25 protein-coding genes and 2 pseudogenes are annotated in these 26,702 nt (G+C 64.7%); 12 read left to right on the top strand and 15 right to left on the bottom strand.

The features are described from left to right. A partial coding sequence (locus QOC76_RS04030) for a putative quinol monooxygenase (protein WP_526354415.1) occupies positions 1-450 on the top strand: 450 nt, incomplete at its 5' end. Between the two features lie 18 nt (positions 451-468). On the opposite strand, the gene QOC76_RS04025 is transcribed toward QOC76_RS04030, so the two are convergent. Then, positions 469-1,914 carry a phospholipase D-like domain-containing protein gene (locus QOC76_RS04025; protein WP_526354413.1) on the bottom strand — a complete coding sequence of 482 codons (1,446 nt, stop codon included), beginning with the start codon at positions 1,912-1,914 and terminating at the stop codon, positions 469-471. 46 nt (positions 1,915-1,960) lie between these two features. Then, the gene (locus tag QOC76_RS04020; RefSeq protein ID WP_526354411.1) at positions 1,961-2,155 is read right to left on the bottom strand and encodes a hypothetical protein; all 195 of its coding nucleotides are present in this window, start codon (positions 2,153-2,155) and stop codon (positions 1,961-1,963) included. Between QOC76_RS04020 and QOC76_RS04015 the strand changes: the two are divergent. After that, a pseudogene (locus QOC76_RS04015) lies at positions 2,153-3,703 on the top strand (MMPL family transporter); the annotation flags it as partial. The gene QOC76_RS04020 and the pseudogene QOC76_RS04015 sit on opposite strands and share 3 nt — an antisense overlap. Here the strand turns inward: QOC76_RS04015 and QOC76_RS04010 are convergent. Further along, the gene (locus QOC76_RS04010) at positions 3,688-4,266 is read right to left on the bottom strand and encodes a TetR family transcriptional regulator (RefSeq protein WP_526354409.1); all 579 of its coding nucleotides are present in this window, start codon (positions 4,264-4,266) and stop codon (positions 3,688-3,690) included. The pseudogene QOC76_RS04015 and the gene QOC76_RS04010 overlap by 16 nt on opposite strands. Positions 4,267-4,505: 239 nt before the next feature. On the opposite strand from QOC76_RS04010, the gene QOC76_RS04005 reads away from it, so the two are divergent. The 4 genes from QOC76_RS04005 to QOC76_RS03990 are packed head-to-tail and all read left to right on the top strand — an operon-like array spanning position 4,506 to position 9,140. Beyond that, positions 4,506-5,372: an amidohydrolase family protein gene (locus QOC76_RS04005; RefSeq protein WP_526354407.1), complete on the top strand. Its 867-nt coding sequence runs from the start codon at positions 4,506-4,508 to the stop codon at positions 5,370-5,372. Positions 5,373-5,377: 5 nt separating this feature from the next. After that, on the top strand, positions 5,378-7,606 hold the full coding sequence (locus QOC76_RS04000) for an acyl-CoA dehydrogenase family protein (protein ID WP_526354405.1): 2,229 nt from the start codon (positions 5,378-5,380) through the stop codon (positions 7,604-7,606). 40 nt (positions 7,607-7,646) lie between these two features. Beyond that, entirely contained in the window at positions 7,647-8,840 is a 1,194-nt protein-coding gene (locus QOC76_RS03995) for an amidohydrolase family protein (protein ID WP_526354403.1), read from the top strand. Between the two features lie 45 nt (positions 8,841-8,885). Then, the gene (locus tag QOC76_RS03990; RefSeq protein WP_526354401.1) at positions 8,886-9,140 is read left to right on the top strand and encodes a hypothetical protein; all 255 of its coding nucleotides are present in this window, start codon (positions 8,886-8,888) and stop codon (positions 9,138-9,140) included. Here the strand turns inward: QOC76_RS03990 and QOC76_RS03985 are convergent. Next, on the bottom strand, positions 9,137-9,712 hold the full coding sequence (locus QOC76_RS03985) for a rhodanese-like domain-containing protein (protein ID WP_526354399.1): 576 nt from the start codon (positions 9,710-9,712) through the stop codon (positions 9,137-9,139). The two genes, QOC76_RS03990 and QOC76_RS03985, sit on opposite strands and share 4 nt — an antisense overlap. 195 nt (positions 9,713-9,907) lie before the next feature. Between QOC76_RS03985 and QOC76_RS03980 the strand changes: the two genes are divergently transcribed. Both QOC76_RS03980 and QOC76_RS03975 read left to right on the top strand, forming a co-directional pair. Beyond that, complete coding sequence (locus tag QOC76_RS03980; RefSeq protein WP_526354397.1) at positions 9,908-11,035, top strand: LLM class flavin-dependent oxidoreductase; 1,128 nt, start codon at positions 9,908-9,910, stop codon at positions 11,033-11,035. Next, positions 11,032-11,799 (top strand): DUF1684 domain-containing protein, encoded by a 768-nt coding sequence (locus tag QOC76_RS03975; RefSeq protein WP_526354395.1) that lies wholly within the window; start codon positions 11,032-11,034, stop codon positions 11,797-11,799. Before QOC76_RS03980 ends, QOC76_RS03975 begins: the two co-directional genes overlap by 4 nt. On the opposite strand, the gene QOC76_RS03970 is transcribed toward QOC76_RS03975, so the two are convergent. Next, positions 11,796-13,307, bottom strand: coding sequence for an adenylate/guanylate cyclase domain-containing protein (locus QOC76_RS03970; protein WP_526354393.1), 1,512 nt, complete (start codon positions 13,305-13,307; stop codon positions 11,796-11,798). The two genes, QOC76_RS03975 and QOC76_RS03970, sit on opposite strands and share 4 nt — an antisense overlap. 159 nt (positions 13,308-13,466) lie before the next feature. Here QOC76_RS03970 and QOC76_RS03965 point away from each other — a divergent pair, with 159 nt between their 5' ends. Beyond that, complete coding sequence (locus QOC76_RS03965; protein WP_526354391.1) at positions 13,467-14,597, top strand: ABC transporter substrate-binding protein; 1,131 nt, start codon at positions 13,467-13,469, stop codon at positions 14,595-14,597. 79 nt (positions 14,598-14,676) lie between these two features. Then, entirely contained in the window at positions 14,677-16,086 is a 1,410-nt protein-coding gene (locus tag QOC76_RS03960; RefSeq protein ID WP_526354389.1) for an acetamidase/formamidase family protein, read from the top strand. 361 nt (positions 16,087-16,447) lie between these two features. Here QOC76_RS03960 and QOC76_RS03955 read toward each other — a convergent pair whose 3' ends face one another. The 4 genes from QOC76_RS03955 to QOC76_RS03940 all read right to left on the bottom strand — a co-directional run bounded on the left by QOC76_RS03955 (position 16,448) and on the right by QOC76_RS03940 (position 19,424). Further along, positions 16,448-17,458, bottom strand: a complete 1,011-nt coding sequence (locus tag QOC76_RS03955; protein WP_526354387.1) for an alpha/beta fold hydrolase — start codon at positions 17,456-17,458, stop codon at positions 16,448-16,450. An 87-nt stretch (positions 17,459-17,545) separates the two neighbouring features. Next, complete coding sequence (locus tag QOC76_RS03950; protein ID WP_526354385.1) at positions 17,546-17,893, bottom strand: hypothetical protein; 348 nt, start codon at positions 17,891-17,893, stop codon at positions 17,546-17,548. 59 nt (positions 17,894-17,952) lie between these two features. Beyond that, positions 17,953-18,654 (bottom strand): DUF899 family protein, encoded by a 702-nt coding sequence (locus QOC76_RS03945; RefSeq protein ID WP_526354383.1) that lies wholly within the window; start codon positions 18,652-18,654, stop codon positions 17,953-17,955. A gap of 14 nt (positions 18,655-18,668) precedes the next feature. Then, positions 18,669-19,424, bottom strand: coding sequence for an SDR family oxidoreductase (locus tag QOC76_RS03940; RefSeq protein ID WP_526354419.1), 756 nt, complete (start codon positions 19,422-19,424; stop codon positions 18,669-18,671). 166 nt (positions 19,425-19,590) lie between these two features. Here QOC76_RS03940 and QOC76_RS03935 point away from each other — a divergent pair, with 166 nt between their 5' ends. Beyond that, the gene (locus QOC76_RS03935) at positions 19,591-20,538 is read left to right on the top strand and encodes an RNA polymerase subunit sigma-70 (protein ID WP_526354417.1); all 948 of its coding nucleotides are present in this window, start codon (positions 19,591-19,593) and stop codon (positions 20,536-20,538) included. Positions 20,539-20,715: 177 nt separating this feature from the next. Here QOC76_RS03935 and QOC76_RS03930 read toward each other — a convergent pair whose 3' ends face one another. The 5 genes from QOC76_RS03930 to QOC76_RS03910 all read right to left on the bottom strand — a co-directional run bounded on the left by QOC76_RS03930 (position 20,716) and on the right by QOC76_RS03910 (position 25,323). Continuing rightward, positions 20,716-20,991 (bottom strand): hypothetical protein, encoded by a 276-nt coding sequence (locus QOC76_RS03930; protein WP_526354381.1) that lies wholly within the window; start codon positions 20,989-20,991, stop codon positions 20,716-20,718. 51 nt (positions 20,992-21,042) lie between these two features. Then, entirely contained in the window at positions 21,043-21,777 is a 735-nt protein-coding gene (locus QOC76_RS03925; RefSeq protein WP_526354379.1) for a YwaF family protein, read from the bottom strand. Positions 21,778-21,897: 120 nt separating this feature from the next. Then, positions 21,898-23,091 (bottom strand): PP2C family protein-serine/threonine phosphatase, encoded by a 1,194-nt coding sequence (locus QOC76_RS03920; RefSeq protein ID WP_526354377.1) that lies wholly within the window; start codon positions 23,089-23,091, stop codon positions 21,898-21,900. Then, a complete protein-coding gene (locus QOC76_RS03915) occupies positions 23,088-23,897 on the bottom strand; it encodes an alpha/beta fold hydrolase (RefSeq protein WP_526354375.1) in 810 nt (269 codons plus the stop codon). Before QOC76_RS03915 ends, QOC76_RS03920 begins: the two co-directional genes overlap by 4 nt. Positions 23,898-23,943: 46 nt before the next feature. Next, positions 23,944-25,323 (bottom strand): WS/DGAT/MGAT family O-acyltransferase, encoded by a 1,380-nt coding sequence (locus tag QOC76_RS03910; RefSeq protein ID WP_526354373.1) that lies wholly within the window; start codon positions 25,321-25,323, stop codon positions 23,944-23,946. An 88-nt stretch (positions 25,324-25,411) separates the two neighbouring features. On the opposite strand from QOC76_RS03910, the gene QOC76_RS03905 reads away from it, so the two are divergent. Further along, positions 25,412-26,257 carry a mycofactocin-coupled SDR family oxidoreductase gene (locus QOC76_RS03905; protein WP_526354371.1) on the top strand — a complete coding sequence of 282 codons (846 nt, stop codon included), beginning with the start codon at positions 25,412-25,414 and terminating at the stop codon, positions 26,255-26,257. 4 nt (positions 26,258-26,261) lie between these two features. On the opposite strand, the pseudogene QOC76_RS03900 reads toward QOC76_RS03905, so the two are convergent. Continuing rightward, positions 26,262-26,702: pseudogene (locus QOC76_RS03900) on the bottom strand (type 1 glutamine amidotransferase domain-containing protein); the annotation flags it as partial.

Genomic DNA, 26,702 nt, shown 5'->3' with positions numbered 1-26,702 from the left:
GCCGTCGAGCTGGCCAAGAACAACGAGGTCTTTGCGGTCGCCCGGTTCTCCGATCCCGAGCAGAGCCGCAGCCTCGAGCGGGCAGGCGCTCACCCGATCCCGTTCGACCTCGCAGATCCCGATCTGTGGATCACCTTCATCGCTCACTTCGCGGTGCCGCCCGCCAACGCCGCGGCATTCGAAGAGCTGCTGACCTATGTCGCCACGATGTCCAATACCGAACCCGGCGTCGTCTACTACGGCTTCGCTCGAAGCGTCGACGAAGCCGACACGTATTCCGTTGTCGAGGTGTATCGCGATCACGATGCCGTCGCCTCACATGGGCAGACCGACTGGGTCACCGAATCGGTGCCCCAGTTCCTGGGCCTCATCGAAGGCCTGCCGCAGATCAAGCAGTACGTCAGCCCCGGTGCTGCGGCGGTGGCGTCTCAGTTCGAGGATCTGAGGTGACGCTGTCGGGGAGCTGGGTCAGCGCCGAAGTCCCTCGATGAACCGCTGCACGCTTCGGGTCAGCGACCGCGGCACGTGGTCGGGATCCATCAGGTCGTTCTCGGCCAGCGGACTCGCCTCGTCGGCCACGGTGTCTTCGGTGAAGGGCGCCAGCGTCCTGCCCTCACCCCGCAGTTCTTCGACGGTGTTGATCAGCGACCGGCCTTCGCCGAACTCGTCGGCGGATACGCCCAGATGTTCCGACACCAATTGATCACGCACCCAGGTGATCTGGCGCCGGACCTCGTCGTCATCCGTGCTATCCGTGTCCGCCTCGACGGCCACGTCGCACTCGCTGTCGAAGCCCATCGACCGGTTGTTGAGGTTCGATGAGCCGATCCGCAGCAGCCGGTCGTCGACGACCATCACCTTCGAGTGGACGTAGATCGGCAAGCCGCCCTCGGTCACCGGGTAGTAGACGCCCAATCGATGGTGCTCGTCAGCGGCCCACAGCAGTCGAATCAGACGGTGACGCGCGCCGTCCATCGTTCCCCGCTCGAGGGTGTTGTTCCCTCTGCGAGGGAGCACGATGACGATCTCCGGACCGTCTTCCTCACTCAGTCGAGTGGCCAGCGCATCGACGAGGCGCCGCGAGGCCAGGTATTGGTTCTCCAGATAGATGGTCTGGCGTGCTGCCGCAATGGCCTCGAGGTTGAGCGCCTCCACTTCGCGGACTTCCTCGCGATCGTCGAGTTGCGGCAGGGTGCGCGCGATTCCGACGTCGACGTCGCGCAGAGTGGGTTGCAGCTTGCGGGGCCACGCAATGTGCTTCGCGTCAACGGGTTGCACAGATCGGCCCGTCGCTTTCTCCCACCGCTGGCAGGCCTGTTCACCGAGTGCCCGCGCGGCGTCACCGTCGACTGCAGCCGCAACGTCGTGCCGTGGACCGTAACTCCGCCCCACTGTCCGACGGCCACGGTTTTGCTGCTCGTGCGCACGGGTGTCCCACCGGTCGACGGTGAGGTCGAGGCCTCCGCAGAATGCCACGGCATCGTCGATGACCGCGATCTTCTGGTGGTGAACGGCTCCGGTCGGCCGGGCGCCATCGATCGCGAAGTGTATTCGCCTGCTGCTGATCTGATTCACCACCGACACGGGCGTGAGCCCGTACCAGATGCCGTCGAAGGCCGGCAGCAGCCGCAGATTCGACTTCAAAAGATAGACCTCGAGCTCCGGCCGCTTCCAGAGCATCCAATATAGGAACGCGCCCAGCTGGTTGGGCCCGGGCAGCATCTTGGACCCACGCTCGAAGGTCATCCTGGCGTCGAGATCCCAGCCGATCAGCATGATCCGGTGCTGGGCCCGCAGCATTGCCGACTTGATGTGGTGGAAGTAGTCGGCCGCGTCGATGATGCAGGCGAACTGGCCGGCACGCGTCACACGCCAGCACGTTCGGCCGGGAATCAGCAGTCGATCGTCAGTCATTCTGACTCTGCGTGTACCCCGTTTGGGGTGCGGCGCAATCGACCGTTTACTCCGGGACGCTCAGCGCCTGCAGCAGGCGTTGACTGGTTCGCAAGAGCAACCGGTGGAGATCGTCGTCGGACATATTCGCCAGCTGAGGGTTGATCGCCGTCCCGTAGACGCCCGCGGTGATGACCGACATCGCGACGCGCGTCGCGTCGTCGGGGGCGGAACCGACCAGTAGAGTGGTGGAAAGCGACACGACCTGCGCAATTCGTCGGACTTCCTGGTGATCGACAAGATCGCCAAGGCGATCTTCCGCGTCGAGGGCATATCCCGTGTGCAGGCCATCACCCGTCCCGACGGCAAGCCGATCGAACACACGTCGATCCCGTTTCAGACCAGCATGCAAGGCACCACCCAGCAGTTGAACCAGAAGTATCTGCAGGACCGGATGGCCGACATGCTGGTGCAGGCCGACGAGATGCAGCACACGATCGACACCATGACTCGGATGTCCAACCTCACCGCGGAGATGGCAGACACCACGCACAACATGGTGGCCAAGATGAAGGACATGACCCTCGACGTGGCCGAATTGCGGGACAACATCGCCGATTTCGGCGATTTCTTCCGACCGATCCGGGCCTATTTCTACTGGGAACCGCACTGCTACGACATCCCGGTCTGTCATTCGTTTCGGGCGATCTTCGACGCCCTCGACGGCGTCGACACCATGACCGACGACATCCAGCAGCTGATTCCGGAGATGGAACGCCTGGATTCTCTTATGCCGCAAATGGTCTCGATGATGCCCGAGATGATCGACACCATGAAGACGATGAAGACCATGATGCTGACGATGTATGCCTCACAGAAGGGCATGCAGGATCAGATGGCTGCTATGCAGGGCAACTCGTCGGCCATGGGCGAGGCGTTCGACAATTCCATGAACGACGACTCGTTCTACCTGCCGCCGGAGGTGTTCGGCAACGCCGACTTCAAACGCGGTATGGAGCAGTTCCTTTCGCCCGACGGTCACGCCGTGCGGTTCATCATCAGCCACGACGGCGACCCGCTTTCCGCCGAGGGCATCGCGAGAATCGATGCGATCAAGAAGGCGGCCAAGGAAGCCATCAAGGGCACGCCGCTCGAGGGATCGACGATCTATCTCGGCGAGAGCGCCGCGACGTTCAAGGACCTGTCCGATGGCAACACATACGACCTCATCATCGCCGCGGTCGCCGCGCTGGCCTTGATCTTCATCATCATGTTGATCATCACGCGCAGCATCGTGGCGTCGGCGGTGATCGTCGGCACCGTGGTGCTGTCGCTGGGCGCCTCGTTCGGCCTATCGGTGCTGATCTGGCAGCACCTTCTCGGTATCGAGCTGCACTGGATGGTGCTGGCCATGTCGGTCATCATCCTGTTGGCGGTGGGCGCGGACTACAACCTGCTTCTGGTCTCACGCTTCAAGGAGGAGCTCCACGCCGGACTACGCACCGGAATCATCCGGGCCATGGGTGGCACCGGTTCGGTGGTGACGTCTGCCGGGCTGGTGTTCGCGTTCACCATGATGTCGATGGCGGTCAGCGAGTTGACGGTGATCGGGCAGGTGGGCACCACGATCGGCCTCGGCCTGCTCTTCGACACCCTGGTGATCCGGTCGTTCATGACGCCGTCCATAGCTGCGCTGATGGGCAAGTGGTTCTGGTGGCCGATGCGGGTGCGCGACCGGCCGGCGCCCTCGCCATGGCCGACGCAGCCGACCGCGCAGTTGGAAAGCCGGATCGATCAGACCGTTCGGTGAGTCGTCGCACCGATCAAGGTGCGCGCCACCCACTCGACCCGGCTCAACGACTCCTCCAGAGTCAGCGCGCCGGTGAGCACCGCAGTCAGGGCACTGGTCAACGCGGCATTGAGACCGAACCTCACATCGGCGATCTCCTCCGGCGCAAGGCCTTCCATCAGGCGGTCGAACATCTCGACGTTCGTACGCCCCATGTGGTCGATCGCCGCTTTCGCCTCGGGGGCGGTCGACGTCATCGCCTGAAGCATCAGCGCGGTCATCTCGGGGTTGCGATAAAAGGCCCGCTGAGCGCGTCGCAGATAGTCCAGTACGCCGGGCAACGGTCCCTCGTCAGCCGGACCACCGGCCGCCAGAATTCGCCTGGTCAATCGCTTCTGCCAGTCCTGCAACGCCGCCGCCAACAGATGCTCTTTCGAGCTGAAGTATCGGTAGACGGTGGCCAGTGCGACCCCTGAACGCGAAGCCACATCGCGCATCTGTACCGCATCGGCGCCCACGGCGCCGATCAAGTCGATCACGGCCTCGATGATCCTGGCTCGCCGCGCCAACTGCCCGCTGGTCATATCCGCCAGCGACAAGACGTCGGCCTGAGTGTGGTCAGGGCTTTTTGTGTTGACGGGCCGACCTCCAACATCGAGAACAGCGTTTCTGGAGTCCGTTCGATATATGCGACAACAGTTCGCCCTGACCGCTGTTATAGCAGCTAGAAGGCTACACGCAATCTTGACATAAGTAGAACCTTGTTTCAATATTGATCGGACAGCGACGGTGCTGTCGCGCTCGCACCCGATCGGAGGATGCCATGGCCGGACCTATCGGACTGCCGGTTATCGACACCATGATCGGCTTCCCTCACGAGGGCTCGGCGCAGTACGACTTCATCCGCAAGCAGACCAAGGACCGGGAGTCCAAAGAAAGCTTCGAATTCCCCGTCGAGTACATGTTCAAGGATGTGCCAAAGGGCTTGCCGACCGATGATCCGGTGTCGCTGGTGCTGCAGCAGATGGATCGGTTCGGCATCGAGAAGGCCATGATCGGCGTCAGTGAGGGCTCTGCCGAGCTGGCGCTGAAGACGTTCCCCGACCGCTTCGTCCCCTCCGGCGCCATCGCCGACCCGAACGACGTGATGGGTTCGGTAAACGCCATCCGGCGCGACTATGAGCAATACGGCATCGCGGCGACGTCGGTGTTCCCGGCCGGCACGTTCCCTCAGGTGCCGATCGACGATCCGAAGATGTACCCGATCTATGCCACCTGCGTCGAACTCGGCATCCCCATCTTCGTCTGTGCCGGCGTACCCGGCCCCCGCGTTCCGTTTACGCCGCAAGAGGTTTCCCGAATCGACATCGTCATGTTCGACTTCCCGGACCTGGTTTTCGTCACCCGCCACGGCTGCGAGCCGTGGGAGGACCTCGCCGTCAAGCTGATGTTGAAGTGGCCGAACCTGTACTACTCGACATCGGCGTTCGCGCCCAAGTACTACCCGAAGGCCATCATCGACTACGCGAACTCACGCGGCGCGGACAAAGTGCTCTACGCCGGCTACTTTCCGATGGGGCTGTCGCTCGAACGGATCTTCGGCGAGCTGCCCAACGTTGGGCTCAAGGACGAGGTCTGGCCGAAGTTCCTGTACGGCAACGCTGCAAGAATCCTCGGGCTGAAGGGCTGACGCCTATGGTGTTGGCGATCACGGCCGAGCAGGAACACCTGGCCGATGCCGTCAGTCGGTTCGCAGCCCGCCATGCGCCGATCGAGAAGACGCGGGCCTCGTTCGACTCCATTGCAGCGGGTGAATTACCGCATTGGTGGGGAGAACTGACCGCGCATGGGTTTCATGCGGTGCACATTGCCGAAGGGGCCGGCGGACAGGGCGGTACGCTCGCCGATCTCGGCTGCGTCATCGAGGCGACCGCCGCCGCGTTGTTGCCGGGGCCGCTGCTGAGCACCGCAACTGCCAGCGCCGTGGCGACCTTGGCCGGCGAGTCAGCTGCGTCGCTGGTCGCCGATCTCGTTGCCGGCGCCACCGCAGCCGTCGTGCTGCCGGAACACTCCGAGGTTCGTGCCGTCCGCCAGCAGGACGGCTGGCGGCTCACCGGTTCATCGGCATCCATCCTGGGACTCTGTGCGGCGCAACGCATTCTGCTGACCGCCCGCTCTGAGGACAACGCCGAACGCTGGTTCGTGCTGGACACCGGACGCGCCAAAGGCGCGGACTTCTTGATCGAACAGCAACGCGGCACCGACTTGTCGACGGACGTGGGCGTACTGAATCTGGTCGACCACACCGTCGATGCACGCTCGGAGTTGTCCGGAATCTCCACCGAGCGCGCTCGCTGCATAGAGGCTGCCCTTACGGCGTGCGCATCGGCGGGTGCGGTCCGACGGTGTGCCGACGCGGCGACGGAATACATCCGCACCCGCGAACAATTCGGGCGGCCGGTAGGCGCCTTCCAGGCTCTGCAACACAAGGCAGCGGTACTGCTCGTGAACGCCGAGTTGGCGGCCGCCGCCGCGTGGGATGCGGTGCGCGCTTCCGCCGAATCCCTTGAGCAGCATCGGCTCGCCGCCGGGTCGGCCGCGCTGATGGCCGTGGCTGCCGGCCCCGATCTCCTGCTCGACGCGCTGCTGATGTTCGGTGCGATCGGGTACACATGGGAGCACGACACCCACCTCTACTGGCGACGCGCCATCAGCCTCGCCGCGTCACTCGGGTCCACGGCGCATTGGAGCCGCGAAGTGGGCGAGCACTCCCGCACCGTGAAGCGCTCCACCGCTTTGAATCTCGGCGACGTCGAATCCGACTTCCGCGCGTCGGTCGCGACGACCCTCGACCATGCGCGGGGCCTGCGCAACGACCATCCCTCGGATGACCCCCGCGCCCCCGGACTCGCCACCGGCGCCCAGCGCGACATGCTGGCGAAGGCGGGGCTGGTTGCGCCGCACCTGCCACCACCGTGGGGCGTCGGCGCCTCGGCCGTGCAGCAGGTGATCATCAACGAGGAGTTCGACAAGCGTCCCGACTTGATCAAGCCCTCGCTCGGCATCGCGGAGTGGATCCTGCCGACGATCCTCGGCAGCGGCACAGAACTGCAGCGCGAGCGGTTTGCGTGGCCGATTCTGGGCGGCACCCAGCGCTGGTGCCAGCTCTTCAGCGAGCCAGGGGCCGGCTCGGATCTCGCTTCGCTGACTACACGGGCCCGCAAGGTCGACGGAGGGTGGCTGGTCAACGGGCACAAAATCTGGACCTCGCAGGCCGACCGGGCACAATTCGGCGCGCTGCTGGCGCGCACCGACCCGGATGCGTCCAAGCACCGCGGGATCAGCTACTTCCTGGTCGACATGGCGTCGCCGGGTGTCACCGTCGAGCCGATCAAGCAGGCCAGCGGACACTCGGACTTCAACGAGGTCTTCCTCAACGACGTGTTCGTTGCGGACGACATGCTGGTCGGAACACCAGGCGCCGGTTGGGATCTGGCCGTGGCGACGATGGCCGTTGAACGCACGGCGATCGGCAACTACGTCAACATCGATCGCGCAGCTGCGCTGCGGCACATCGCGCAGATCGACGGCCCGGACACAGACGCTGCGCTGCGGGCACTCGGCGAGATCGAGGCGTACACCACCGCCATCAAGGCCATGGTGCTACGCGAAACCCTGCGTTTGGTCGAGGGCCAGGCGGCGGGGCCGACCTCGAGCATCGCCAAATACGCGATGGTGATGCTGCTGCGCCGCGCGTCGACGGCGACGCTTGGCCTCACCGGCCGTATCGCGATGCTCGAAGAGTCGGATCCCGCCGTCGTCCGGCCGTACTTCGATATGCCATCGGAACTCATCGGCGGAGGTACGGCGGAGATACAGCTGACCGTCATCGCATCGATGATCCTCGGCCTGCCACGCAGCTAGAACCGACGACGATTTCAGCCATCGAAAGGATGTGGCCGCGATGACGACCGACTTGGGGTTCACCTACTTCGACTGCGACAACCACTACTACGAGGCAGTGGATGCGTTCACCCGACACATCGAGCCGAAGTACAAGAAGCGCGCCATCCAGTGGGCGAACATCGACGGTAAGCAGCGCCTGATCGTCGGCGGCAGGGTCAACAGGTTCATCCCGAACCCGACGTTCGACCCGGTGGGTAAACCCGGCGCCCTCGACGAGTACTTCCGCGGCCGCAATCCGAAAGGTGCGGATCTGAACGCGTTGTTCGGTGACCTCGAGCCGATTCCACCCGCATACCGTGACCGAGATGCCCGGCTGGCGCTGATGGACGAACAGGGCATGGCCGGCTGCATCATGCTGCCGACGCTCGGCGTCGGAATGGAGCAGGCGCTGCTGCCCGACCTGGACGCCGCCGTCGCGACGTTCCGCGCCTTCAACCGGTGGATGGACGAGGACTGGGGATTCGCCTACAAGGAGCGCATTTTCGCGGCGCCCTACATCACGCTGTGCAAGCCCGCGAGCGCCGTGCAGGAGCTCGAGTGGGCGCTGGAACGCGACGCGCGGTTCATCGTCATGATTCCCGGGCCCATCGCGACCGACGTCGGCATGCGCGCGCCCGGCGACCCGATGTTCGACGACTTCTGGCGGCTGGCCAACGATTCGGGCATCACCGTCTGCTATCACTCCGGTGAGACGTACTACTCGAAGTTCATGCCTGCGTGGGGCGAGCCGGACTACATGATGTCCTTCCAAGCGCTGCTTGGCTTCCGGTCGTTGTTCTCCGGGGACGCGCTGCAGGACACCTTCGCCAACCACCTGCACAACGGCCTGTTTCTGCGCTTCCCCAACCTGCGGATGGCTTCGATCGAGAGCGGCTCCACGTGGCTGTTCCACCTGTTCGAAAAGCTGACCAAGTCCTACGGCCAGATCCCCTTCATCTACAAGGAAGATCCGCGCGAGACCTTCAAACGTCACGTCTGGGTGTCGCCGTTCTACGAGGACGAGCTCGCCAGCCTTCTCAAGCTGGTGGGTCAGACGCACATTGTGATGGGTTCGGACTACCCGCACGTCGAAGGCCTGGCCGATCCCGCGTCATACATCAAGGATCTCGAGAACTTCGACTACACACCCGAACAGAGCCGCACCGTCATGCGCGACAACGGTATCGAGTTGTCGATCCGCAGACCGGTCTGATCGCGTTCCGCCACAGTGAAAGTCGAGAAGTCCAGCTTGGTCGCCATGCTGTTGGAGGTCGGCGAGGAGAACCCGGCGGTGCTTCTCGCCCGTTCCGATCTGCCCGACGAGATCGACACCGACCATGATCTCGACGCGTTACTCGCCTTCGGTCTGGAGCCCGACCAGGTCGAGGAAGTGGCACGGTTGGCGATCGGTGCGATCGAACCCGATGACGTCAACACCCGCCGAAGGCGCGGTGAGCTGGCGAAGACAATCTCGCGGCGGTGGGCCGATCTCGTCGATCAGTGGATGACCTAGCCGAGCCTGGCGAGGATCGTCTCGGAGTCGGGCGCCGCACCGCGGTTGTACGGCAGTTTGGACAAAGCGGTCGCCATCGCGCAGGTGTTGGTCACGGCCGCATACGTCAGGCCGCCACCGACCGCAGCGGCCAGCCATTTGAGCTTCGGCACACCGATGCTGCCGAGAACACTTGACAGCACGGCCGTTCCGGCGACCAGCCGCACCTGACGCTCGAGGTCCCACCGCTGCACGCCGCGGTCGACATCGAACCCGTGCGCCTCCCACCCGACGAGGCCCTCGTCGAGGACGCGTCCACGGGTCAGGCCCTCGCCTCGCAACAGCCCATCGGCCTTTGCCGACCGCTGCCCGGAACGGCACACCAGCACGACATCGCGATCCTGCCCCAGGTGCGATGCCACCTCGGAGCGGTGTTCGTTCAAGACGTCGAGCGGCACGTTGTCCGACCCTGCTATGTGCGCCGTCTCGTACTCGGCCGGAGTCCGCACATCAAGAAGCCGTGGAGGGGTGGACGACTGAAGCAGTTGCCGGAGCTCTGCCGGCGAGATAGTGCTCGCAGCTGAAGCAGTCACTATTGTCTCCTCGATGATCGGGGTGTGTCTTGTCGATACCCGAGACCGGGCGGCAGCGGTCGAATTGCACTCAGGGTGATTCATAGACGACACGCGCCCGCGGGAATGATTCGGCCTACGACGCGGTTCGTCTAGGTCGACACGACCGATCCGGAGCAACTGGAGGACAGGCGTGACGACGACACCCGGTGGCCAATGAAGTTCCTGTTGCTGACGCTCATCACGCACCAGCCGGACCCGGTGTCCGGTGAAAAGAAGAGTCCGGCCGAACGCCTGCGCGAGGTCGTCGACAACGCCGTACTCGCCGAGGAACTCGGCTTCGACGGCTTCGCGGTCGGCGAGCGCCACGAGGATCCCTTCATCTCGTCGTCTCCACCTGTGGTGCTGAGCAACATCGCTGCGCGAACGTCGGAGATCGGCCTGTTCACCGCGGTGACGACGCTCAGTCTGCTCGATCCGGTTCGGGCATTCGAGGACTACTCCACCCTCGACAACCTGTCGGGTGGGCGACTCGAGCTCATCATCGGGAAGGGCAACGGTGCCGCGCAGGCCGACCTGTTCCACGTGACCACCGCCGATCAATGGGATCGCAATCGCGAGGGTTACGAACTGTTCCGCGCGCTGTGGGACAGCGACGACGTCAGCTGGTCCGGCCGATTCCGGCCGAAGCTCGTCAATGCCAAGGCGCTCCCCCGGCCGCTGCAGGAGAAGATCAGGATCTGGCACGGCAGCGCGACGAGTACCGATTCGGTCGACCTCGCCGCCCGCCACGGCGACCCGATCTTCTCGGCCAACGTGACCTATCCGATCGAGCCTTACGCCGACCTCGTCCGCCACTATCGGGAGCGGTGGGTATCCTACGGCCATCGGCCCGAGGACGCTCTTGTCGGCGCGGGCACCGCAGGCTTTCACATCGCTGCGACATCTCAGCAGGCGCTCGCGGAGTACCGGCTCACGTTCGAGGCCCGGTTGGCATTTCAGCGGAAAGCCGGGCTTCCGGTGGTGTTCGACTCGGTAGAGGATTTCGTCGACCGAAGCTCCGCCCTCGTCGGCAGCCCTGCGCAGGTGATCGACAAGGTCAGCCGTTACCACGAACAGCTCGGTCACGAGGTGATCCATCTCAGTGCCGAAGCCGACGGCCTGACGGCAGCCCAGAAGCGCCGCAGCCTCGACCTGTTCGTCTCCGATGTCGCGCCCATTCTGCGCGAACAGATCCACAGCCGGCCGCTGAGCGCACAATCGAGTCGGAAAGAGCTTGTGGCGTCAGCGCCTTTACAACGCAACGGACTGACGCGCGAGAGTGAAAGGAAATCAGACCTGTGACAACAACACCGAACACCGCGGAAACGACGTTCGAAGCGGCATGGAACGAGTGGCACGCCGAGCGCGAGCGCTACTTCGGTGACCCGTTGGGTTGGGTGAGCCTGACGGGGTTGTATTGGCTGACCGACGAATACGACACCATCGCCGACCTTCCCGGTCGGTGGCGCGCCGACGCCGACGCGGTACACGTCGAGGGACTCGACGGGACCGAGAAGCTCGAACCGGTCGAGGGAGCGCCGGGCCTGCTCCTCGAGGACGGCGATCGCCGTATCGAGGTGATTCGCCGCACCGGCTCCGTGGCCCTGCGGGTGCACGATCCGAAGTCCCCGCATTTGCGCGCATACCAGGGCATTCCCGCCTACGCGCCCGACGATAAGTGGCGGGTCGCCGGCACGTTTACGCCCTACCGGCAGCCGGAGAAGGTCACCACGGGCGCCGTCGTCGCCGGACTCGAGCACCACCACCAGGCCATCGGCGTCATCGACTTCGAATTACAGGGTGTCGCACTGCGGCTCGTCGCCTTCGGCAGGCCGGACGGTTCGTTGCATGTGCTGTTCACCGATGCGACCAGCGGTGTGGCGACGTACCCCGCCTGCCGCGGGCTGTCGGTTCCCGCGCCAGACGCCGGCGGTCGAGTGACGCTCGACTTCAACCGCGCGTCGAACCTGCCATGCGCCTTCACCGATTACGCGACGTGCCCGGTAGCGCCCACCGAGAACAGGTTGGCCGTCGCCGTCGAGGCGGGCGAGAAGAATCCGCGCTAGGCGACGTCGACGGCGAACACCTGCACGGCGGCTGATTTTCCCTTCAGCGCATGGGATTTCCGATCGACGAGTCCTGGCGGACGAATGCTCAGCGCGTCGACGGTCTGTTGGGTGAGAAGGATTGCGTCGCCGGTGGTCTTGGTGAGCTGCTCGACACGGGCGGCGACGTTGACGGCGTCGCCTATCAAGGTGAACTCGAGCTTGCCTCCCCCACCGATCGTCCCGACGATCACCACACCGGTGTTGATCCCCATGCCGATCCGAAGATCGCCGTCGAAACGCTCACCGACAAGGCGGTGAATCAGCACCGCGGCCGTAACGGCAGCATCGGCATGATCGGCGAGCTCGTTGGGGGCGCTGAACACGGCAAGCGCGCCGTCACCGAGGAACTTGTTGACATGCCCACCGGCCTCCACGACTGCAGGCACCACGATCTCGAACAAGGCGTTGAGGCGGGCGACCGTGTCTTCGGCGGTATTAGCCTCGGCGAACGGAGTGAAATCCCGGATGTCGACGAACATCACCGTCACCTCCCGGCGCTCACCGGTGAAGACGTCGTCGCCTTGTTTCAGCAGCCGCGCCGCAAGGGCGGGGTCGACATAAGTGCCGAATGCAGCTTGAAGCCGTTGCCGCTCAGCCAGTCCCGCCTGCATCTGGTTGAACGACGCCACGAGGGTGCCCAGATCGTCGTCCTGCACCACCGGCAGACGCTGGCTGAAGTCTCCTGCCGCAACGCGCTTGGTGCCTTCGGCAAGGTCGCGAATAGGTTGCAGAGAGGGCGAGAACCCGATCCCCACCGATATCGGCACCGCGAATCCGAGCGCCAACGCGCATCCGATCGCGACGGCGAGGATCGGAACGTCACTGACCCGATTCACGACGGCGGCGAGCATCGCGCCCGCAACGGCGAACGCAAAGGCGACAGCGACCACCGAAACGTTCGACCGGGTCGCAAACGTAGGCCGAGAGCGCGGCAGGGAATCACCGATTCCGCTGTCAGCGACGAGGGCGACCCTGGCCGGACGCACCATTGACTCGATGATGCTGTGAAAAGCGATGAGCTGGACACCCATTCCGACGACGACCCCGAGGACTCCGTACTGAATCAGACGCGGCCAAGTCGCTCCGGAAACCGCACCGATGACAACCGAAAGCGCCGCGGCCCACGCGGCCGTACCCCAGATCGCTCGAGTGGTCGCCCTCCTCACATAGGAATAGGTGTCCTTGAGAGCAGTCGCGCGATCGACCGCGTGGCCGGCTGCCCACTGCTCCACAGGTCGAAAAAACATCCGGTGACCCGGAACGACCAGGATCCACACGAGAACCAACACGGCGGCAACCGTGATGACGGCAGCCTCGACGTAGCGACCAGATCTCTCGAAAGCGACGATCGGAAGGGACAGGAAAACGAAGTAGATCGGCAGAGAAACGATGAATGCCACCACGGACGTCGCCCATGTATACCTCGATGCGTAGCGATCCCACGCCCACTGCCAGATGCGGTCCATGGCGTGACATTAGACGTCGGCGACCGGCCGAACGCGCGGCTGCGAAAAGGAAATTGGGCTATCTCCAGAACTGCTCGCCCAAGATCGGATGCCGCGATAGTGTTTCCACGCCAAGTTGGCCCAGTACACCGGCGCCTCCAGCCATCGGAAGGTTCGGCAATGACCACATCACGGCTCCTCGCGTCCGCAGCCGCATCCGCGCTTGTTGTCATCGGGTTGGTGGCGTGCGCTCCCCCCGAGAAGAAAGACTCCGGCAGCCAGACCGAGTCCGGCGTCAACGCCAAGGAGGCCACCTCCGCCGCCGACTTCGGCGGGATGGACGGCCTGGTCAAGGCGGCACAGGCCGAGGGTCAACTCAATGTGATTGCGCTGCCGCCGGATTGGGCCAACTACAAAGAGATCATCGACACCTTCGCCAAGAAGTACAACATCAAGGTGAACTCCGCTCAGCCCGACGCCAACAGCCAGGACGAGATCAACGCTGCCAATCAGCAGAAGGGCAAGAGCACTGCGCCCGACGTCTTCGACCTCGGACAGGCGATCGCGCTGGCGAACACCAACCTGTTCGCGCCCTACAAGGTCGCGACGTTCGACTCCATTCCCCAGCAGTTCAAGGACCCGGACGGTACCTGGGTCAACGACTACGGGGGCTACAGCTCCATCGGGTACGACTCTGCCAAGGTTCCCGAGATCAGCAACTTCAACGACCTGCTGAAGCCGGAGTTCAAGGGCAAGGTCGCCCTCAACGGCGATCCGACGACGGCAAGTGCCGCGGCCAATGGGGTGCTGATGGCCGCGATCGCCAACGGCGGGTCGGTGGACGACATCGCTCCCGGGGTCAACTTCTTCGTCAAGCTCAAAGAGGCAGGAAACTTCGTGCCGGTCGATCCGACGCCCGCGACCATCGAGTCTGGGCAGACGCCCGTCGTCATCGACTGGGACTACCTGAATGCGGCCGAGACCAAGAAGATCCCGACCTGGAAGGTCTTCGTGCCCTCCAACGCGCTCGTCGGCGGCTACTACTTCCAGGCGATCAACAAAGACGGCCCGCACCCCGCCGCCGCCCGGCTCTGGCAAGAGTTCCTCTACAGCGACGAGGGTCAGAACCTCTTCCTGAAGGGCCTCGCCCGACCGGTGCGCGCCGAAGCGATGGAGAAGGCGGGCACCATCGACGCGAACCTGCTCAAGGCGCTGCCCTCGGTCCAGGGCGCTCCTGTGGTCGCGACCGACGCACAGAGCAAGAAGATGGCGGAGTACCTCGGCGCCAACTGGTCCAAGGTGATCAGCTGACGGTCCAGGCGATTCATGCGATAGCCATGGCAGCGCGTCCCATTGATGGAAGCCGTTACCAGGCAGCAATCTCCAGGAAATGAACCTGGGGAACCGTCAGGAGATGGACGCAAACCAGACGACCCATTCGCTGGCCGAACAAGCCGCCGCGACGATCTCCCAAGGCATCGGGCGCAGACGGTTCGCACAGGCAGTCGCCGGATTGGCAGCGGGTGTCGGCGTTGCCGGCATCGCATCGTGTTCAACGGGGGAAGCCGGTACCGGTGCCACATCGTCGGCTGCACCGACACCAGGCGCTGGTCCCGTGCTGCAGCCAGGCACTGGGACCAGACCAGGTGACCACTATCTGGGTTCTGAGGTGGACCAGGTGCTGTGGGGCTACGTCCCGACCGTCGAGTCCAAGTCGGTCCTGCAGATGAAGTCGGGGCAGACGATCACCATCGACACGGTCTCGCATGAGGGAATCCTGGAAGATCAGGGTCGCAATCCCGTCGAGTACTTCGGCTCCCACGGCGTAGCCGAGTCAAACGTGCTGCAGGACGCGGTAGACATCGCCTCGGGGTACAGCCGCACGCCCCGCAATTTCGACGTGGATGGACCGCACGTCGTCACTGGTCCCGTCTTCGTCAACGGCGCCCAACCCGGCGACGTCCTGAAGATCGAGACCCTCGAGGCCACACCCAGGGTTCCATACGGTGTGGTCTCCAGCCGCCACGGCAAGGGGGCGCTGGCCTTGAGCGCCAATGGCGAGACGCCGGCAGGTATCGGCCTAGATGAAGTCATGCCGCCCGTGGCGACCGATGGCAGGCACACCAAGGACCCGATGAAGTACGGCAACGTTTCCACATTCACCGCCGTCGAGAACGGCCACGGCGTGATGCCGTTCGGCGATGCCGCAGTTCGCTTTCCGTTGCGGCCGTTCATGGGGATGATGGGCGTCGCCTTCGCGAGCGCTCCCGGCTTGACGTCGCCGAACGCGAACTCCGTCCCCCCAACCTTGGGCGGAGGGAACATCGACATCAGCCTGCTCGGCGCAGGCTCGACGTTCTACCTCCCCGTGTTCGCGGACGGGGCGCTGTTCTACGTCGGTGATCCTCACATGGCGATGGGAGATGGCGAAGTCGCCCTCACGGCCATGGAAGGCGCGTTGCGGGGTACGTTCCGGTTGACCGTGTGCAAGAAGGGCAGTGGGGATGCACCATCGGTCGCCTACATGTATCCCTTTGCCGAGAACAAGGATTCGTGGATTCCGATCGGACTGTCTGATCCCGACGGTGCGGCGAACGGTCAGGGTAACGATCTGAACGTCGCGATGCGACGCGCTATCGTCAACGCGTTGAACTTCCTGGAAGACGACCGTGGGATGGATCGCGCCACGGCGTATGCATACCTGTCTGCTGCCGCAAACTTCTCCGTCAGCCAAGTGGTGGACAAGACCGTCGGCGTGCACGCGCAGATCGCGAAGGACCACTTCGCCCCACGGAACTAACTAGGCGATTCGGACGTCCTGGCGGACCAGCTCGGTCTGGACCGCGGAGACGTCGACGTCGTCCAGAGGCCGGTCGGAGCGGATGGCCCCTGTCGTTCGGCCTAACGCTTGGCAATCGCTTTGGTCACAAACAGTGTCCGATGATTCTGGTCCGGCGATTTCGCTGGTTGGATCGAGCAAGCGGCCGACCCGGACGACGGCCCGGAGGTTGGGATATGGGGCCGCTCGGACCGGCACATCTACTCGCTCTGCTACTCGTAGTGGCCGTCGTAGCAGCGACAGGTGGATTCATCGGGTCCGCCGTCTTACGGCGGAACAGGCGAAAAGCGCGCCGGGTCTTCCTACTTGGTTTCGTCTGCGGCTACGTTGCGGGTCCGGTTTTGCGCAGAAGGCGACGCGCGCTGAATTTTTTCGCTACTGCGGCATCACGTGTGCGGCCGCCGTTTCCTGCGCGTCGGCGCGGCTGGGCGCACGTGCCGATGAAATCCAGGGCGGCCTGAATCGCGGGGCGGTGCCGCAAGATTCGGTAGTGCGCCAGACGGCCGAGCCCGTGAGTGGTCATCAGACTTGCTCCGGGCCACACGCCGACAAGGTTCTCGCTCATCGCATGGGGGCTGTCAGGATCGTCGGGGTCGTGCACCACCAGGAGCGGCGGCGGATCGTCGAGACCGGTCGCCACCGCGGAAATGTCGGTGTCGAACAGCGGCATGTTCAGCCGTCGGTCGAGGCGGCGCTGCAAGCCGGTCCGGATGCGCGGTCCGAAGCCGTGTTTTTCGGCGAACAGGTCCAAATACAACGAGAAGTCGCCCATCGGGGCCAGGAACACCATGCGTTCTACGATCATCCCTCTTCCGACCGCCAGCGCGGCGGCCTTGGCTCCGAGGGAATGGGCAATGATCCCGCGCGCCGGCCCGTGTGCATGCACGAACGCCCGCACCGCTTCGGCGCACTCGACGATGGTGGTGCGTCCGGGCGCGAGTTCGCCCGGATCCGAATCGTTATGGCTCGGCAGATCGAAGGCGATGACCCGGTGACCCGCTTCGACGAGCGGTTTGATGAAAACTCCCAGGTGTGCGCGGCAGCCGCCCCAACCGTGCACCAGGTAGACCGCCGGGCCATCACCCCAGGACTCCCCCGCGATCCGGTGGCCGGACCAGGTCGCCTCGACCGGCTCACCCGCAGCGACGCCCGGCGGCATGCGCAGACTCATCTCCACGGCCGGCGGGGTGCACCACAGCTCGACGGCCCACCTCGAACCCGCCGCGGGCGCGAAACGCTCCAGCAGCGCGAACGTCCGGCGCACCCCCGGCGCAACCGGAGGCTCGATGCCGGAGCCCGCCTCGTCCCGGCAAGGCCCGGTATCGCCAACCATCACAAGTCCCCTCTTCTTACTCGCGAGTAAGGTTACTTGATCAGGACTTGCCTGCCGATGACGGCCGCCTGGAGCAATTTCCTTCCCTCACCGGCCTCCGTGCACGAGAAACCGATTGTGCCGACTGAGCCGGTAGACGACAGCGGTCGCGATCATCGCCTCCACCGAGGCGAGCGCCATGGCCGCGGTCATCACCATCGAATGATGCATCGGCATGACGGCGACTGCCGCCCCACCGCCGTGCATATGGTCCGAGGTGAACGGAGTATGCACCGTGATCATCGCGATGTTCATCATCGCGACCAGCGTCCACGTCCGAAGCGCGCCGTGCATCCAGAGTTCGCGCGCACAGAAGAGGCACGCGACTCCCATCGCCGACATCAGCACGGCCGCCGCAAGGATGTCGGCGTGTAGGGCCGCAATCCCGTGCAGCACGGCTGAAGACGCCGTGAGAAACGCACACGCCCGGCGGCCTGCAACCGTGGCCTGAGGGATCATTTAGCTGAGCGGTCGGACAACTCGCGAGTTTCGTACTCGTCGTGCCAGTTCCACCATTCGTAGGGTGCGCTCTGCGGGTAGTCCTCGGGAGAGTCCTCCCAGTTCTCCTGCCGGCCCAATGCGGTGATGTCGAGGTAGCTCCAGAGGCTGCCCATCGCCTCGTCACCGCGGTTGTTGACGAAGTACGTGCGGTAGATCCGCTTATCGTCACTGATGAACGCGTTCGTCCCGTGCCATTCGTCGACTCCGAAGTCGACGTCGAAATCGTCGGTGATCGTGTACCAAGGCATTTCCCAGCCCATTCGGGCCTTCACCCGCTCGATGTCGGCCTGCGGACCGCGGGACGCGAAAACCAGCGTGGTGTCGCGCGAATTCAGGTGCGCCACGTGACCGACCTGGTCCGCCAGCATGGAACAACCCGGGCACGCGTGATCGGGCCATCCGTGCACACCGGGTTCGAAGAAGGCGCGGTAGACGATCAGCTGCCGACGGCCCGCGAACAGATCGAGCAAGCTTGCTCTGCCGCCCGGTCCGTCGAACTCGTAGTGCTTGTCCACAGCCAGCCACGGCATTCGGCGCCGAGCGGCGGCCAGCGCGTCGCGCGCGCGGGTCAGTCCCTTCTCCTTCACCAACAATTCGCCGAGAGCGGCCTCCCATTCGGGTGTCGACACGATCGGTTGCATTGTGTTCTCCGTCATGGTCTTTCAGCCTCTCAATCAAGTGCCGAGGCGCCGGCGGAAGCGAGCGCGTAGGCACGGTGACCGCGCAGCCGACCGCCGGCGATCTCGAGCACGGTCTTGCCAACCATCTCGGATGTCAACACAGGAGCCATCGCTTGCACGAACGCGTCCACGTCGACCCCTTGCCGCCCGGCGTATGCCTGCACTGCCGCCCGCCCGAGGTCGGTGTCCGGCGTCAGTTGCGGCAGCAAGGAAAGGAATTCGATGCCGAGGCCATTGCGCTCCGATTCGCCTGCGGCATAACTCGTGATGAACCTGACCGTGGCCTTCGCTCCCGCATAGCCGCCGCTGAGCGGCGAACCCTTCAGCGCGGCACCGCTGGACAATGCGATCACCGAGCTGCCCGGGGCAAGTGGGCGGGTGAGTGCCGCGCGGGTCCAGTGGAATGCCTGGGCGACGTCGACGTTCCAGTTCTGGCTGAAGGTCTCCCACGTCTGGTCCTGCAAGGCCGACATCGTCGGAGCGGCGCCGGCACACAGCACCACGGTGGTCGGTCGGTGCGCGTCGATCAGACGGCGTGCGGTCGCGGGGTCCGCGGCGTCGGCCGTTACAGCGGTGAAGCCGTTGCCCAGTTCCTCCGTCACGTCGGCGAGCCGCGCAGCGGACCGCGCGACACCGACCACATGCACGCCCGCCGCGGTGAGAGCGGAAGCGACGCTCCGCCCGAAACCACGGCTGGCACCAGTCACGATCGCGGTGGTACCCCCGAGAGGATTGAGCTCTTCCAAGTCGTCCACGAGTCCTACCTCCTGTGTCAGGTGTTTATGTCTTCACTAGTTCAGATCCGTCCGGCCGCCGAAATTCATCGGTGCGGTGATCGATGATTTTCGGCCGGCCGATGGATCTGTATTGGTGACGCAATCAGCGATCACCGACGACCCGAGGAGAGTCACCGTGCCGGTGCAGGAAGAGTTCATCGCGCAGGCTGCGCCGTTTCGGGCCGAGCTGATAGCGCACTGCTATCGCATGCTCGGTTCGGTCCACGATGCCGAGGACCTGGTGCAGGAGACATACCTGCGCGGATGGCGTGGGTATGAGAACTTCGAGGAGCGGGCGGCGCTGCGTACCTGGCTGTACCGCATCGCGACCACGGCGTGCCTGCGCGCTCTGGAAAACCGGGCCCGTCGGGTATTACCTGCGGGACTGGGCGCCGGCGCGATCGACCCGGAGGTCGACCTTGACGGTGCAGGCTTCGCTCACCCGTGGCTGGAGCCCCTCCCCGACACGTATACGCCCGAGTCGGCGATCGCTGCGCGACACAGCGTGCGGCTGGCAGTGGTCACCGCGATGCAGGAGCTTCCCGCCCGTCAGCGCGCCGTACTGATCCTGCGGGACGTTGTGCAGTTCAGTGCGGCAGAGGTCGCCGAGTTGCTGGAGACGACTCCGGCGGCCGTCAACAGCGCACTTGCGCGGGCGCGCACGCACCTCGCCGAGGCCGCGCCCACCGAAGACGACGTGGCAGACCCGGACGACGCAGCACTCCGGTCACTGCTCGACCGATACTGCGCGGCCTTCGAGAACGGAGACGTCTCGGCCCTCACCGAATTGTTGCGCGCCGACGTCAAACTCGAAATGCCGCCCCACCCTGTGTGGTTCGACGGACGCGACGCAGTGATGCGTTTCCTCGCCGCGCGTGCATTCTCCGGGCGGGGTGACGTGGTGATGGTGCCAACCGCCGCCAACGCCCAGCCGGCGGTCGCGGACTATCGACGCGGCGCCGACGGCGTTTTGGCGGCGCACGCGCTACATGTGCTGACCGCCGGTGGTGGCGGGATCGCTGCGATCACCGTCTTCCTCGAGCCCGAATTGTTCGCGTCGTTCGGTCTACCGCCGACGAGGTAGCGCGAGTGTGCGGATTTGTAGGAATCTCCGGCGTTTCGCGGACGAAACCGCACACTGGCGATCCGACCTCAGGCCGCACTTGCGAGATTGGCTGACGCCAGACGTTCGAAATCAGCCTTCAGCCCTGATCGCCGGGTGCGCTGAAGCCCAACTCCGAAGCTCGGCGACCAGCGACGGTCAGGCCTTGCTTCCGGCCTGGCGGTCAGGGAACCGGCGAGCAAGCGCATCGAGCATCCGATTGATCTCACGGATCTCGTTTTCGAGCCGCCGGACATGACCGCGGAGGTGGCCGGCGTTGCGCGTCTGTCCCCTCGATACCGACTCATTGAGCAGGCGAGCGTGCTTGCCGAGCCTGCCGGCCAAGTCGGCCCGTTCGTTGCTCAGACACCGGCGCATGTACTGCGCCTGCAGTCCGTCTGCAGCCGCGTCCGCCGCCGCATCTCCGATAGGCATCGAGGCTGAAGCTAGCCGATGAGGCCGCGGCGTGCAGCGGCTGGGTGGTCTTCACCCGTACAGGTGCTCACCCTTTTCGTCGACCGGTCGCCGTGTCCGCTCCCACGGCCAGGTCATCAGTGCCCACACCACGAGGACGATCGCGACCTCTGCCAGCAGATAGAGCGGCCACGGGCCCAGCACATCCAGCACCGAGGCAGTGGGCGGCTTTCTGTTGAGATAGCCGTAGTTTGTTCCTGCTATCGAATTGAAGACGAACGTCAACGCCGCCCATGCAAGGGTCACGGCGATCGCGAAGCGGTAGTCGCGCCAACGCGGCCGCCTGCGTTGCCCCCACGTGAGATAGATCGCGGCCCACACAACGAGAACGTGCAGCGTGAAGAACGTGAGGAAGAGATGGCTCGGGAAGTCCGGCGCACCTTCCTCCGGCGTGCCGATGTCCGGTGTGATCAGCGCTTGCGAGCTCAGCACCAGACCCCAGTAGTAGGCGAGCACGAAGGCCCAATGTCGCTGGGACCACAACGCGTAAGCGGCCGCGAGTTCCGTGATGTCGCAGAGCTGCAGCGGTATCGAGGTCTGAATGTCTGGACGAATCAGCTTGTACACCAGTGCCACGGCGAACGCCGCGACGATCACGGCCGCCATCACGCGGCCGAGAACCCGGTTCTGCGCTTCGGTCTGCCGTCGCCCGATCCACACCAGGAGAACAGCACCGATCACGAAGATCACGAGCACCACCAAGTGCGACGGCCCGTACGCCGTGAACTCCCGTTGTGCAGAGACCACTCGTCAACTCCCGTTTCGATGAGAGATTTATGACCAATCATTTCAGAGGGATCGGCCGGCGCGCGGATTACGAACGGAAATGTCGAGGCGCCGCCCGAGAGTCCTCGTCATCCCGCGATGTCAGGGGCGCGGCGGCACCCCTAATGCCAGTAGTGCGACGTCGTCCTCCAGACCGGCTCCGAAGTCGTCGAGCAGCGAGTCGACGGCTTGACAGATGCCTTCGGGCGTCGCCGGTGCATGAGCCTGGGCAAATCGCATCAGGGCGCCGGAGTCGTCGAACCGTTCGGCACCCTCGCCGACGCGGGCCTCGGTGAGCCCGTCGGTGTAGAGCACCAACGTGTCACCGGGCCCCAGGTACAGTCGCGTGGCGACGAAATGTGCGTCGGCCACCATCCCCACCGCCTGACCACCATGAAGTTCCACCTCCTCGGCGGAACCATGGCTATGCAGAAGCAACGGGCACGGGTGACCGCCCGCCGCCAACTCGACGTCGAACCCGTCATCGGCGCGCGCCATGATGCCGAAAATCACCGTCGAGAACAGTGACCGGTCACCGATAGAAGATTGTTTCAGGAAATCCTGTGCCAGAACTGCATTGAGATTGTGCAGCACCGCTACCGGGTCGTCGTCGAAGACTGCGGCGGCGCGCAGGGTGTAGCGAGTCAACGACGTGACGGCGGCGGCGCCGGCGCCCTTGCCGCACACATCACCGAGGAAGAAGCCCCAACGGTCCGCGCTCAGGGGAAACAGGTCATAGAAGTCACCGCCGACGTCGTCGACCGAGGCCGCGCGGAACAGCGCACACGCCTCGAGACCGGCCGGGGGTAAAAGTGACGGCGGCAGCAGCGACCGTTGCAGTGTGCGCGCCAGGACCTCGACCCTCTGCCGATGTTCTTCGGCACGCTGCTGCATGTCGAGGAGTTCGCGTTCGTAGGAGCGTCGATCTCTTGCGTCGTCGATCGTCATACGGAACTCCGCCGATTTCCCGTCAGTGCCGGATCGCACGTTGACGGCGATGAAAACCGGCAGGCGGTCGCCGTCAGCGGTGATCAGATCGACCGCCACGCCGCTCAATGCCTGGCGCACCTGCAGCAGGGGCGCGAAGTGCGTTTCGAAGTGGATCCGGCTGCCGACACTGAGCAGATCGGTGAATCGACGACCGGCCAGATCGTCTGCCTTCTGCCCTACCCACGATGCCAACGTGGCGTTCGCCCGGCGGATACGGCGGTCGGCTCCGGCGACCAGATAACCGCACGGCGCGTTTTCGAAGAGGTCGTCTCCGTCGTCGCGCCACCCCGGTGACTCCGTGTTCACCGTTGCAGGAATGCCACTATTGCCTCCGCCGTGGCATCCGGGGCGCTCAGCTGCGGGCAGTGGCCGTCGGTCTCGACCGTGACCAGCTCGCAAGTAGGTATCTGCTCGAGAACGTACTGTCCGACCTCGCGCGGCGCGATCGCGTCATAGGCACAGTCGATCACCAAGGTCGGCACCGCCACTTCCTGTAGGTCGGTGCGGTTGTCCGACAGGAAGGTCGTGCGGGCGAACACCCGCGCGCACTCGGGATCGGTGCGGCAGAAGCTCTCCGTGAGCTCGTCGGAGAGCTCCGGGCGGTCGGGCGCGCCCATGATCACCGGCGCCATCGATCGCGACCAGCCGAGGTAATTGCTCTCCAGTGAGCCGAGCAGCTCGTCGATGTCACGACGGGAGAAGCCGCCGCGGTATCCCTCACCGTCATCGATATAGCGGGGAGAGGGCGCCACCAGAATCAGCTTGGCGAACCGTTCGCGGTCGCGGTTCACCGACAGCACGCCCATCATCGCCGCCACCGAGTGCCCGATGAATGTGACGTCACGTAGGTCCAGGGCCGAAATGATGTCGAGGATGTCGTCGACGTAACCGGCCAGAGAGCTGTACCGCTGCGAATTCCACGCTGCGGGGTCGGCGGCTCCAGACCCGACATGGTCGAACAGCACTACGCGATACGCGGTGGACAGGCGCCGGGCGACCAACCGCCACAGATTCTGGTCGCATCCGAATCCGTGCGCCAACATCACCACCGGCCCCTCCTGCGGACCGGCGAATCTGACGTTGTTCCTGCGGAGAACACCGTCGACATCCATCACGCTTTCCTCGTCTTCGCCCAGCCGAAGGTTTCGGCCACCGGAGTCAACGGCCTTGAATCCCGATCCCGACGGCCTTCTCCAGATCGGCCAGCGAATCCTCCAAGTGAATGAGGAGGCGCTGCAGGTGCGGAACGCTGCGGCGGCAGCCGACGAGGCCGAAGTCGAGGTTGTCGGCGTTGTTGGTCATCGTGATGTTGAGGGCTTGCCCGTCCAGCGCGATCGACAGCGGGTAATTGCCGTCGAGCCGGGCGCCCTTCCAGTACATCGGTTCGCGCGCGCCGGGAACATTGGAGATGACGATGTTGAACGGCGGCGGCGCCGACGACACGAACCCCGGCACCAGCGCGAGTGCGATTCCGGACATCAGAAACGCCGACAGTGCAAGCGCCTGGTTGCGTGGTAACTCGGCGAAGACCCTTTTGTTGTCGTGCATCGAGGTGTTGATCGCGTCGAGCCGCTTGGCGGGATCGGCGGTGTCGGTGGCCAGGTTGCACAGGATGGTGCCGACCATGTTGCCGCCCGCATCCTGCTCGTCCTTCGCACGCAGGCTGATCGGAACCATCGCCACCAACGGTGTGTCCGGCAGCGCCTCGTGTTCGATGAGATAGGCGCGCAGCGCTCCCGAGCACATGGCCAGTACGACGTCGTTGACGGTGACGCCTGCTGCGGACTTGACGGCCCGGATACGCGCCAGCGGCCACGACTGCGCCGCGACTCGCCGCGCACCCCCGATCGGCACGTTGAACATCGTCTTGGGGGCGCGGAACGGCAGGGTGAGCTGCTGTTCCAGCAGCGCGGCCCTGGCCACCGAAAGCGCGGAAGGGGCCAGCGAGGCAACCGATCCGACCGCGCCGGTGATCGACTGCAGGGCCGACCGCGGCTGCCCTGACTCCTTGCTTCTGCGCTTGGGCCCGAGCGCCCACGGCACCCGGACTTCGCGATCGTCGGGGTCCGGTGTCATCGAGCGGACCATGAGGCGCTGCGCGGAGACTCCGTCGAGCAGCGAGTGATGCATTTTCGTGTAGACCGCGAAGCGCCCGTCTTCCAGGCCCTCGACCAGGTTCGCCTCCCACAGTGGCCGGTGCCGATCGAGCAGGGTGCCGTGCAACCGGGATGTCAGCTCCAACAACTCACGAATGCGGCCGGGTCGCGGCAGACCCGACCTACGCAGGTGGTAGTCGATGTCGACGTCGTCGTCGAACGCCCAGGCGAGGTTGGCGATGCCGCCGAGGAGCCTGCCGGGATGCTTTCTGAACGTCGGCTGAAACTCGTCGTTCTTGACGATGGTCTCGTGCAGATCGCGGATGAAGTCGGGGCCGCTGCCCTCGGGCGGTTCGAAGAGCTGCAGCCCGGCTACGTGCATCGGGTGTTCACGGGATTCGCCGATGAGGAACAACGAGTCGGTCGGCGAGATCAGCTTCATCGACGTGACGGTACCCACCTTGTCGGTGATTCGTGCAAGGTACGTGCAAGGTATTAGGGGCTAATCCCCTCGCAGGCGAAAGGTGACGATGACGAACACGGTTGGCAGAGTGGCAGGCAAGGTCGCGTTCATCACCGGTGCAGCCCGCGGACAGGGCCGCGAACACGCCGTCCGGCTCGCGGAGGAAGGCGCCGACATCATCGCCGTCGATGTGTGTGGCGACGTCGACGGCGTCGGCTATCCAGGGGCCAGCGAAGCGGATCTGGACGAGACTGCGGCGCTGGTCGAGAAGTTGGACCGGCGCATCGTGACCGCAAAGGCGGACGTCAGGGACCTCGACGGCCTGCGGGCTGCGCTCGCGCGGGGAGTCGACGAGTTGGGCCGGCCCGACATCGTCGTGGCCAATGCAGGCATCAGCGGTGCACCCGTCCCCGCCGCGCTGATCGACGAGTCAGCGTGGCAGACAATGCTGGACATCAATTTGACCGGCGTCATGCACACCGCCAAGGTGGCACTGCCGCATATGTCCGACGGTCGCGGCGGATCGATCATCCTGGTGAGCTCGATGCTGGGACTGCGAGGCGGCGGCTATATGGCCGGGTACGCCTCGGCCAAGCATGCTGTTGTCGGCCTGATGAACTCCCTCGCCAACGAGCTTGCGCCGCAATGGATCAGAGTGAACTCGATACACCCCGGCAACATTCTGACACCGATGCTCGACAACGAATGGTTCCACCGCACCCTGCGTCCCGACCTTGCCGAGCCCACGATGGACGACGCGGCGGCGGTGATCGGGCACTTTCACATGTTGCCTGCGCCGCTGATCGAGGCGCGAGCGGTCAGCAACGCTGTGCTCTTCCTGGCCTCCGACGAGGCGAAATACATCACGGGAGCGGCGCTGCCGATAGACGCGGGAGCGGTGGCAAAGTTCTGAATATCTATGGCTTTTCGCTGAGCTTCTCCGAAACGGCACTGGCGAAGGTACGGGTGTCACCCGGCCAACGGGCAGAGATGTAAGTGCCGTCGTCGACGACGAACGCCGGCCGCGCGTCGGTCGCGGTGTCGCGCACCATCCCCGACGTCTGCTTTCGCCGGTGCGGGGAGTTTTTGGGGACGTTGCAGAAATCGCTTGGTTTCTCCAGCGCGCGAGTCACTTCCGCCTCGACCGACATGTAGCCGACGGCTTCGCCCGCCCGCTCCGAGTATGTTCGGTAGTAGTCGGGGTCCCAGAACCGCGTGATGCGGGCGAGCTGCCAGGCGCGTCGTTCCAAATCCCAAGTGAGCGCGGTGGTTTCGCGGCCGTAGAGCACCGAGCGACCTGTCGACGGGTCGACGGAACGGGCCGCGAGGAGAACGCCGTGGCAGATCGCCGCGACGAG

The organism is Mycobacterium sp. (genome assembly GCF_032159565.1).
Taxonomy (GTDB): Bacteria; Actinomycetota; Actinomycetes; order Mycobacteriales; family Mycobacteriaceae; genus Mycobacterium.
Note: the sequence above shows the minus strand (reverse complement) of the source record. Positions and strands in the feature narration are given on the sequence as shown.